The organism is Halorussus litoreus, assembly GCF_003382685.1.
GTDB classification, from domain to species: Archaea; Halobacteriota; Halobacteria; order Halobacteriales; family Haladaptataceae; genus Halorussus; species Halorussus litoreus.
In genome coordinates this window covers 1-4,148 of the sequence record NZ_QLVG01000092.1, presented here as the reverse complement: position 1 = coordinate 4,148, position 4,148 = coordinate 1, and the positions used below count along the sequence as shown (strand labels likewise).

The window sequence follows — 4,148 nt, the reverse complement described above, 5'->3', positions numbered from 1 at the left end:
GTCGCGGTGGTCGCGGAGCGGTCGCGGAGCGGTCGCGGAGCAGTCGCGGACTGATTTCAGGGGGTTCTCGGCGGTCCGAATCATGGCTCACTTCGCCGGTCGAAGCTCCCGAACCACTCGGAATCGAGAGACGAACAGCAGCCGCCAAGTCCCATTTATCCATCCGTTAGCACGTCTACGCCGGTGGTCACGCCAAGACTTAACCGCGTCCGAGAATCAATTTTGGTCGTATGAGCGAACGGGCAGCGCCCTCCGAAGCTGCCTTCTGGGGGGACGCCAGCGACGAAGACGCCCTCGACCGTTACCGGGCGCTCGTGAACGTCATCGACGACGGCATCTATCAGCTCGACGCCGAGGGACGGTTCGTCGCGGTCAACGAGGTCATCGTCGAGACCACCGGGTACGAGCGCGAGGAGCTCCTCGGCGAGCACGTCTCCGTGCTCCTCGACCCCGATGACCTCGCGACCCTGGGGGACGAGATTCGACGCCGACTCTCGGAGTCGTCCGAGCCGAAGGGGACGTTCGAGATCGCGGTCCAGACAGCCGACGGCGGGCGGGTTCCGTGCGAACTGCGAATGAATCTGCTCGTCGAGGAGGGTGAGCTTCAGGGGACCGTGGGGGTCGTCCGAGACGTCAGCGAGCAGCGCCGCACCGAGCACGCGCTCGACGAGTTCAGGGCGCGCGAACAGGAGCTTCGGGAGTACGAGACCATCGTCGAAGCGGTCGACGACGGCGTCTACGTCGTCGACGAGGACGGCCGCTTCGCGCTGGTCAACGAGGCGTACGCGGAGCTGACTGGATACTCGCGCGACCGACTGCTCGGCGAGCACGTCTCGCTGGTCGCCGACGAAGAGGTGCGCCGGCGCGCGAACGAGCTGGAGGCGAAGATGCGCGAGGGCGACGCCGACGACGCCGTAATCGAGGCCGAGCTTGAGACCGCCTCGGGCGAGCGAGTCCCCACCGAGGCGACGTTCGCGATGCTCCCCGGCCCCGACAGCGACCGGCGAGTGGGCGTCGTCCGGGACATCAGCGAGCGCAGGGAGCGCGAACGCGCCCTTCAAGAGCGCGAGCGCCAGCTCTCGACGCTGATGGACAACGTCCCCGGGATGGTGTACCGCTGCCGGAACGAGCGCGGCTGGCCTATGGAGTTCGTCAGCGACGCCTGCCGGGAGGTGACGGGGTACGACCCCGCCGCCGTCGAACGCGGCGACGTGAGCTGGGGCGACGACGTGATGGTCGAAGACGACCGGTCGACGCTCTGGGACGACGTCCAGACCGCAGTCGAGAACCGCGAGACGTTCTCGACGACCTACCGCATCGAGACCGCCGACGGCGAGCGACGGTGGGTCCGGGACTACGGCCGGGGCGTCTTCGACGGGGACGGTGCGGTCGTCGCCATCGAGGGCATCATCTCGGACGTGACCGAGCGCAAGCGCCTCGAAGCCGAACTCGACGAGGTGTTCGGTCGGGTCACCGACGCGTTCTACGCGCTCGACACCCAGTGGCAGTTCACCCACGCCAACGACCGCGCCGAGGACCTGATCGACTACCGCGGCGAGGGGCTGGTCGGACGGGACTTCTGGGAGGTGTTCGAGTGGGCGACCGACTCGAAGCTCGGCGAGGAGTACCGGACCGCGATGGAGACTCAGGAGTCGACCTCCTTCGAGTTCTACTACCCCGAACCCCTCGAATCGTGGTACGAGGTCCACGCCTACCCCTCCGAGACGGGACTGTCGGTGTACTTCCGCGACATCACCGAGCGCAGGGAGCGCGAGCGGGAACTGGAGGAGTCCGAGCGCCGGTACCGGACGCTGGTCGAGCACTTCCCGAACGGGGCGGTCGCGCTCGTCGACGATAACCTGCGCTACCAGACCGTCGGCGGCAGTCCGCTCGACGTCGCCAACGCGACGCCCGAGGAGGTCGAGGGGAGTCCGGTTCGAGAGGTGTTGCCGCCGGAGCTGGCCGACGAACTCGCTCCGAGATACGAGGCCGCACTCGACGGGGAAGCCAGCGAGTTCGAGGCCGACTACACCGATCAGGTCTTCCGGTTCCACGTCGTGCCGGTCCGTGACGACGACGGCGAGGTGTTCGCTGCACTCGGGATGTCACAGGACGTCACCGAGCGCACGGCGTACGAGCGGAAGCTGGCGGCGTCCGAGCGACGGTACCGGACGCTGGCCGAGAACTTCCCGAACGGGACCGTGACGCTGTTCGACCACGACCTTCGCTACACGCTGGCGGCCGGACAGGGGTTCGACAGGATCCCGGTCGAGCCGTCGGACCTCGAAGGGACGTTCTTCCGGGACGCGTGGGACGAGGATACCGCGGACGCGCTCGAACCCGCGTTTCAGGCCGCGCTCGACGGCGAGGAGCGGTCGGTCGAACTGGAGTACGCGGGACGGGAGTGGATCCTCCACGGGGTGCCAATCACCGACGAGCGCGGCGACGTGTTCGCGGGCATGACGATGGCCCAGGACGTGACCGAGCAGAAAGAGCGCGAGCAGGACCTGCGAGACGCCAGGACCCAGCTCGAAGCCGCCGCCGAGGCGGGCGCGGTCGGGACGTGGGAGTGGAACGTCCCCGAGGACGAGTTCGTCACGGACGCGTCGTTCGCGCGGACGTTCGGCGTCGATCCTGACGCGGCCCGCGAGGGCGTGTCGCTCGACCGGTTCGTCTCGGCCATCCACGAAGACGACCGCGAGCGCGCCGAGCGCCAGATATGGGAGGCCGTCGAGACCTGTGGGGAGTACGAGTCCGAGTACCGCGTTCGGAACGCCGAGGGGGAACTCCGGTGGGTCGTCGCCCGGGGTCACGCCGAGTGCGACGAGCAGGGCGACCCCGTCACGTTCCCCGGGGCGCTCGCCGACATCACCGAGCGGAAGCGCGCAGAGCGCGAGCTCGAAGACCACAGGAAGCAACTCGAGACCCTGTTCGAGGTGCTCCCGGTCGGAGTCGCGGTCGCGAACGGCGATGGAACGTTCGTCGAGGCAAACGAGACCGCGAAGGAACTCTGGGGCGGTGACGTGTTCGAAGCGGCGGACCTGACTGAGTACGACGAGTACGAGGGCTGGTGGGCCGACACCGGCGAGCCCATCGCCGCCGACGAGTGGACGATGGCCCGGGTCCTCCGCGGCGAGGAGATCGAGGAGCCCGACATCTACGAGATAGCGGATGCCGACGGGAAACGCAGAGTCGTCATGGCTCACGGGATGCCGGTCCGCGAAGCGAACGGCAAGGTGATCCGGGGCGTCGTGACCGTCACCGACATCACCGAGCGCCGGGAGTACCAGCGCCAACTCGAAGAGACCGTCGAGAAGCTCGAAGCGTCGAACGAGCGCCTCGAGAGCTTCGCCAGCATGCTCGCCCACGAGCTGCGCAACCCGGTCACCATCGGGCAGATCTACGGCCAGCAGCTTCCCGACGAGGCGGCCCCGGAGGCGGTCGACTACGTCACCGAGGCGTTCGACCGCATCGAGGACATGATCGACGTGATGTTGGTGCTGACGCGGGGCGGCGACGCGGTCAGCGAGTGCAACCGGCTGTCGATTCCTGCCGTGGCTCGCGAGGCGTGGGACGGTATCGACGCGTCCGAGGCGACGCTGGCGGTCGAGACCGACGCCACGCTCCGCGCCGACGAGACCTATCTCCGGCACCTGTTCCGAAATCTGTTCGAGAATTCTATCGAGCACGGCACGGCGAGCAGCACGCGCTCGACCGGCGAAGCTGCCGAGCAGAGCGACGACGCTGCCCAGCAGGGCCACGACGAGACCGACGAACAGCGCTCCGACGGCCTGACCATCCGCGTCGGCGAACTGGAGGACGGGTTCTACGTCGCCGACGACGGGACCGGGATCCCGGCCGAGGACCGCGACGAGGTGTTCGAGGTCGGAGTCACGTCCGCGGCCGACGAGGGTGGAACCGGGCTCGGCCTCGCGTTCGTGGCGAAGTTGGCCGAGGTGTACGGCTGGACGTGTTCGGTGACCGAGAGCGAGTCGGGCGGCGCGCGCTTCGAGTTCCGGAACGTCGGCCTCGAATCGATGGAGTAGCCTGCTTCGAGTCCGCTTCGGGACTCGTCAACCCACTCCCAAACTCCTAATTGGCATCCGCGAAACTTGCTGGCGCGCGGTCGCGCCGAGAGCGGCGCGACC

General features: G+C 68.1%; 1 protein-coding gene. It reads left to right on the top strand.

Annotated features, from left to right (window positions below; genetic code table 11):
* The first annotated feature begins 230 nt into the window (after positions 1 to 230).
* Positions 231 to 4,046 (top strand): PAS domain S-box protein, encoded by a 3,816-nt coding sequence (locus DPQ64_RS18365; protein ID WP_115865740.1) that lies wholly within the window; start codon positions 231 to 233, stop codon positions 4,044 to 4,046.
* The last annotated feature ends 102 nt before the right edge of the window (positions 4,047 to 4,148 follow it).

Excerpts from the sequence above, each read along its gene's own strand:
- DPQ64_RS18365 (WP_115865740.1), top strand. The coding sequence starts at position 231 with ATGAGCGAACGGGCAGCGCCCTCCGAAGCTGCCTTCTGGGGGGACGCC.